General features: G+C 68.8%; 6 protein-coding genes. All 6 read left to right on the top strand.

Going from position 1 to position 6,461, the window contains the following annotated elements:
* Window positions 1–109: 109 nt before the first annotated feature.
* Entirely contained in the window at window positions 110–1,105 is a 996-nt protein-coding gene (locus ACIY1X_RS20625) for a sialic acid TRAP transporter substrate-binding protein SiaP (protein ID WP_399684181.1), read from the top strand.
* 153 nt (window positions 1,106–1,258) lie between these two features.
* A complete protein-coding gene (locus ACIY1X_RS20620) occupies window positions 1,259–1,819 on the top strand; it encodes a TRAP transporter small permease (protein WP_399684178.1) in 561 nt (186 codons plus the stop codon).
* Window positions 1,820–1,991: 172 nt separating this feature from the next.
* Window positions 1,992–3,386 carry a TRAP transporter large permease gene (locus tag ACIY1X_RS20615; protein ID WP_399684175.1) on the top strand — a complete coding sequence of 465 codons (1,395 nt, stop codon included), beginning with the start codon at window positions 1,992–1,994 and terminating at the stop codon, window positions 3,384–3,386.
* 27 nt (window positions 3,387–3,413) lie between these two features.
* Window positions 3,414–4,940 (top strand): UxaA family hydrolase, encoded by a 1,527-nt coding sequence (locus tag ACIY1X_RS20610; RefSeq protein ID WP_399684173.1) that lies wholly within the window; start codon window positions 3,414–3,416, stop codon window positions 4,938–4,940.
* On the top strand, window positions 4,937–6,082 hold the full coding sequence (locus ACIY1X_RS20605; RefSeq protein WP_399684170.1) for an Ldh family oxidoreductase: 1,146 nt from the start codon (window positions 4,937–4,939) through the stop codon (window positions 6,080–6,082). The genes ACIY1X_RS20610 and ACIY1X_RS20605 overlap by 4 nt, the downstream gene beginning before the upstream one ends.
* A gap of 147 nt (window positions 6,083–6,229) precedes the next feature.
* Window positions 6,230–6,461, top strand: a 232-nt coding sequence (locus ACIY1X_RS20600) for a catalase (RefSeq protein ID WP_399684167.1), incomplete at its 3' end; no start/stop codon positions are given.

Below are 6,461 nucleotides of genomic sequence, written 5' to 3'. Positions count from 1 at the left end.
CGCGATGCACGAGCACATGGACAAGTCCCACCAGAGATTCAGCGCGAGCTGGCGCCGCGCCAAGGCTTCCTGAGCGCCAGCACCACCACCCCAAGAAGGAGACAAGAGCATGCCATCCCGACGAATCGCCATCCAGACCCTCGCGGCCTGCGCCGTGATCGCAGCCGCGGCCGCCGGCCCCGCCGCGGCGCAGGCGCAGACCAAGCTCAAGTGGGCGCACGTGTACGAGACCTCCGAGCCCTTCCACAAGTATTCGGTTTGGGCTGGCGAGGAGATCAAGAAGCGCACCAACGGCAAGTACGAGATCACGGTGTTCCCCGCCTCCACGCTGGGCAAGGAGGCCGACATCAACCAGGGCCTGACGCTGGGCACGGTGGACATCGTGCTCACCGGCGCCAGCTTCGCAGGCCGCAGCTACACGCCGCTGGCCATCACCTACTTCCCCTTCATCTTCCGCGACGCCGAGCACCAGCTGAAGTTCGCCACCAGCGACGTGTTCAAGGAACTGGCCAAGGGCTACGACGAGAAGACGGGCAACCACATCACGGCGCTGAACTACTACGGCGCGCGCCACGTCACCAGCAGCGCCAACCGGCCGGTGGCCAAGCCGGAGGACATGAAGGGCCTGAAGATCCGCGTGCCCGACGCGCCGGCCTACCTGGCCTTCCCGCGCGCGCTCGGCGCCAACGCCACGCCGATCGCCTTCGCCGAGGTGTACCTGGCGCTGCAGAACGGCACGGTGGACGCGCAGGAGAACCCGCTGCCCACCATCGAGGCCAAGAAGTTCTACGAGGTGCAGAAGAACATCTCGCTGACGGGCCACATCGTCGATTCGCTGCTGACCATCGTCTCGGGCAACCTGTGGAGCCGCCTGTCGGCCGACGAGAAGAAGATCTTCACCGAGGTGATGCAGGAAGCCGCCGAGAAGACCGGCCGCGAGATCATCGCGTCGGAGGCACGCCTGGTCGAGGAGTTCAAGAAGCGCGGCAACAACGTGATCACGGTGGACAAGAACGCCTTCCGCGAAGCGGTGCTGAAGAACACCAAGCCGACCGACCACGGCTACCGCCAGCAGGACTACGACCGCATCATCGCGATCAAGTAGTTCACCCCCGTTTGGCGGGCCTCACTGCGTGTGGCCCGCCAATCCCCCTCAAGGGGGCACGCCCTACGGCCTGGCTAAGCCAGTTCCGTGGGCGTCCCCGAACAGGCATCGCTGCGCTCGCCCACGCGAGGCGCGCAGCGTGATGGAGACAGGATGAGCGAACCACAGAAGATCATCGACGACGAAGGGCACTTCCACGCCGAGGACGAGGCGGTGGACCTCTCGGGGACCATCGCCGAGGGCTGGGCGGCGCTGGCGCTGTTCTGGCTGCTGGGCGCCACGGTGCTCTACCAGTTCGTCACGCGCTACGTGTTCAACGACTCGGCCGCCTGGACGGAGGAGGTCGCGCGCTACTTCCTGATCGGCGTGGTGTTCATCGGCACGGCCATCGGCGTGCGCAAGAACAACCAGATCCAGGTGGACTTCTTCTACCGCCACATGCCGGCCGCGATGGGGCGCTGGCTGTCGCGCGCGGTGGACGTGCTGCGCACCGCCTTCTTCGTCGCCGCGGCGGTGATGACGCTGCAGATGATGCTCAAGATCGGCAGCAACACGCGCATGACGATCGTCGACGCGCCGATGAACATCGTCTACGGCGTGTGCCTGGCGGGCTTCGCGGCCATGGCCTGGCGCTCGCTGCAGGTCGCGTGCATCCACTGGCGGCGCGGCTACAGCGTGCTGGAGCGCCCGGAGTCCACCATCGACGATCGTTGAGAAGGCGTGAACGAATCCGCCATGCCCGCTCGTTCTGCCAAAACACGCCCACTCGGCGTTGCAAATGCTCGCCATAGCCCGAGCTATGGCTGCGCTTTGCGCCTTGATTGGGCGCGTTTTCGCAGCCCGCTCGGCCACGTCGAATTCATTCACGCCTTCTGAGCCGCCACCCATGCTGAAAGTCATCTTCCTCGTCTTCATGGCCGGCGGCATCCCGGTGGCCATCGCCATGGCCGGCGCCTCGCTGGTCTACATCCTCGGCACCGGCAACCTGCCGCCCTTCGTGGTGGTGCACCGGATGATCAGCGGCATCGACAGCTTCCCGCTGCTGGCGGTGCCCTTCTTCATCCTGGCCGGCAACCTGATGAACAACGCCGGCATCACCACGCGCATCTACAACTTCGCGCTGGCGCTGGTGGGCTGGCTCAAGGGCGGCCTGGGGCACGTGAACATCGTCGGCTCGGTGGTCTTCGCCGGCATGAGCGGCACGGCCATCGCCGACGCGGCCGGGCTGGGCACCATCGAGATCAAGGCGATGAAGGAGCACGGCTACAGCACCGAGTTCGCGGTCGGCGTGACGGCCGCCTCGGCCACGCTGGGGCCGATCATCCCGCCCAGCCTGCCCTTCGTGATCTACGGGATGATGGGCAACGTCTCCATCGGCGCGCTGTTTCTGGCCGGGCTGATGCCGGGCCTGCTGATGACGGTGCTGATGATGCTCACCGTGGCCTACTACGCGCACAAGAACGGCTGGGGCCGCGACATGAAGTTCTCGGGCCCGCGCCTGGTCAAGGCGCTGTCGGAGCTGGCGGTGGTGGTCGGCTGGCCGCTGCTGCTGTGGCTGGTGGTGGCCAAGCTGGATCTGCCGGCACAGCCGGCGGTGCTGGTGGGGCTGGCCTCGCTGTTCGTGCTCGACCGCATCTTCCGCTTCGAGGCGCTGCTGCCCATCATGACGCCGGTGCTGCTGATCGGCGGCATGAGCACGGGCCTGTTCACGCCCACCGAGGGCGCCATCGCCGCCTGCGTGTGGGCCATGATCCTCGGCTTCGCCTGGTACCGCACGCTGTCCTGGAAGATGTTCGTCAAGGTGTGCCTGGACACCATCGAGACCACCGCCACGGTGCTGTTCATCGTGGCGGCCGCGTCCATCTTCGGCTGGATGCTCACCGCCACCGGCATCACCACCGGCATCGCCGAATGGGTGCTCGGCTTCACCAGGGAAGCCTGGGTCTTCCTGCTGCTGGCCAACCTGCTGATGCTGTTCGTCGGCTGCTTCCTGGAGCCGACGGCGGCCATCACCATCCTGGTGCCGATCCTGCTGCCGATCGCGCTGCAACTGGGCATCGACCCGGTGCACTTCGGCCTGGTGATGGTGCTGAACCTGATGATCGGCCTGCTGCACCCGCCGATGGGACTGGTGCTGTTCGTGCTGGCGCGGGTGGCGGGGCTCTCGTTCGAGCGCACCACCATGGCCATCCTGCCGTGGCTGATACCGCTGCTGCTGAGCCTGGTCGTCATCACCTACATGCCCAAGCTGTTTCTCTGGCTTCCGAAAATGTTCTTCTAGCCGCGCCAGCGGCAGGAGTCCCCCACGATGAACCCCTTCATTCGCCTGCACCCGGCCGACGACGTGCTGATCGCGCGCAGCCAGCTCGTCGGCGGCACCACGGTCGAGGGCGTGGCCGTGCGCGGCCTGATCCCGGCCGGCCACAAGGTGGCGGTGCGCGCCATCGAGCCGGGCGCGCCGGTGCGCCGCTACAACCAGATCATCGGCTTCGCCAGCCGGCCGATCGCGCCCGGCGAGCACGTGCACACGCACAACCTCGACATGGGGCCGGACAAGGGCGGGTTCGAGCGCGACTACGCCTTCGGCGTCGACGTGAAGCCGCCGCCGGCACGGCGCGAGGCGACGTTCATGGGCATCCGCCGCGCCGACGGCCGCGTGGCCACGCGCAACTACATCGGCGTGCTGACCAGCGTGAACTGCTCGGCCACGGCGGCGCGCGCCATCGCCGACCACTTCTCGCGCCGCACCAACCCGGCCGCGCTGGCGCCCTACCCCCACGTGGACGGCGTGGTCGCGCTCACGCACGGCACCGGCTGCGGCATGGACACGCAGGGCCTGGGCATGCAGATCCTGGAGCGCACGCTGACGGGCTACGCCACGCACGCCAACTTCGCCGGCGTGCTGGTGGTGGGCCTGGGCTGCGAGGCCAACCAGATCAACGCCTGGCTCGCCACCGGCCGCCTGAGCGAAGGCGAGAACCTGCGCACCTTCAGCATCCAGGACACCGGCGGCACGCACAAGACCGTGCAGAAGGGCATCGCGCTGATCGAGGAGATGCTGCCGCGCGCCAACGCGGCGAAGCGCGAGCCCTGCAGCGCGGCGCACATCACCATCGGGCTGCAGTGCGGCGGCTCGGACGGCTACTCCGGCATCAGCGCCAACCCGGCGCTGGGCGCGGCGGTGGACCTGCTGGTGGCGCACGGCGGCACGGCCATCCTGTCGGAGACACCCGAGATCTACGGCGCCGAGCACCTGCTCACGCGCCGCGCCGTCCGGCGCGAGGTCGGCGAGAAGCTGGTCGAGCGCATCCGCTGGTGGGAGCACTACACCGCCGTCAACGAGGGCGAGATGAACAACAACCCCTCGCCCGGCAACAAGGCCGGGGGCCTGACCACCATCCTGGAGAAGTCGCTGGGTGCCGTCGCCAAGGGCGGCACCAGCAACCTGGAGGCGGTGTACGAATACGCCGAGCCCGTCGCGGCGCACGGCTTCGTCTACATGGACACGCCCGGCTACGACCCGGTGAGCGCCACCGGGCAGGTGGCCGGCGGCGCCAACCTGATCTGCTTCACCACCGGCCGCGGCTCGGCCTACGGCTGCGCGCCCTCGCCCTCGCTCAAGCTGGCCACCAACAGCGCGCTGTGGCAGCGGCAGGAGGAGGACATGGACATCAACTGCGGCGAGATCATCGACGGCACCGCCACCATCGAACAGATGGGGCAGCGCATCTTCGAGCTGGTGCTGGCCACCGCGTCGGGGCAGCACAGCAAGAGCGAGCTGCACGGCTACGGGCAGAGCGAGTTCGTGCCGTGGCAAGTCGGAGCCGTGATGTGAGCAAGACGATCCTTCCCGAACCACTCACGGCCCTGGTCGCCCGGATCATCGCCGCGGCCGGCAGCGCCGAGGCCGAGGCGCGGAAGGTGGCGGCCAACCTCGTGCTGGCCAACCTCTCGGGCCACGACTCGCATGGCGTGGGCATGGTGCCGCGCTACGTGGACGCGGTGCAGGAAGGCGGTCTCAGGCCCAACACCGGCGCGAAGGCCACGATGGACATCGGCACCCTGCTCGCGCTGGACGGCCAGCGCGGCTACGGCCAGATCGTCGGCGAACAGGCCATGCAGATGGGCATCGAGCGCACACTGCAGCACGGCAGTTGCATCCTGACCGTCGGCAACAGCCACCACCTGGGGCGCATCGGCCATTTCGCCGAGATGGCGGTGGCGGCCGGGCTGGTGTCGCTGCATTTCGTGAACGTGCTGTCGCGGCCCGTGGTCGCGCCCTTCGGCGGCGGCGACGGGCGCTTCGGCACCAACCCCTGCTGCATCGGCGTGCCGCTGAAGAGGCAGGAGCGCTCCGCCGCCGGGCCGCCCCAAGGCGGAGCAGCCCCCCCGGGGGGCAGCGACCCACACGCAGTGGGGGAGCGTGGGGGCGAACATTTCGTGCTGGACTTTGCGACCAGCCGCGTCGCCCAGGGCAAGATGCGCGTGGCCCACAACAAGGGCGAGCGGGTGCCCGAGGGCTACCTGATCGACGAACGCGGCGCGCCGACCACCGACCCCGGCGTGGTCGTCGTGCCGCAGGCGGGCGGCCTCTTCGGCGCACTCACGACCTTCGGCGAGCACAAGGGCTACGGCATGGCCGTCGCCTGCGAACTGCTCGGCGGCGCCTTGTCGGGCGGCGGCACCTGGCACCGCGCGGCCGACACGGCCAGGACCGTGCTCAACGGCATGCTGACGGTGCTGATCGACCCGGCCCGGCTGGGCACGCAGCAGGCCTTCGAGCAGGAAGCCGCGGCCTTCGTCGACTGGCTGCGGCAGTGCCCGCCGGGCGCCGGCTTCGAAGGGGTGCAGATCGCCGGCGAGCCCGAGCGCCGCGCCCGCGTCGCGCGCGGGCGCGACGGCATCGCCATCGACGACGCGACCTGGGCCGAGCTGCGCGCCGCCGGCGCCAAGGTGGGCGCGGCCCTGCCGGACTGATCGCGCTCCCTGCGCCGGGCGCACGCGCCCGGTCGCATCGCTATGGTGGCCTTCGGTAAAACCAATCGGCCCGCCCTTGCCCTCGCCAGGTTTCCCCAACAGAATGGCCACGCTCGATAGTCAACGTCTATTCAAAGGAGCCTCGCGATGAGCAACACATCCGACAGCGGCAAGAAGTGCCCCGTCACCCACCTCACCACCCAGTTCGGCGCCCCGGTGCCCGACAACCAGAACAGCCTCACCGCCGGGCCGCGCGGCCCGCTGCTGTCGCAGGACGTGTGGCTCAACGAGAAGCTGGCCAACTTCGTGCGCGAAGTGATCCCCGAGCGGCGCATGCACGCCAAGGGCTCGGGCGCCTTCGGCACCTTCACCGTCACCC

It is taken from the genome of Xenophilus sp. (assembly GCF_044462705.1).
Taxonomy (GTDB): Bacteria; Pseudomonadota; Gammaproteobacteria; order Burkholderiales; family Burkholderiaceae_C; genus Xenophilus; species Xenophilus azovorans.
This window is presented reverse-complemented; position numbering and strand designations above follow the sequence as displayed.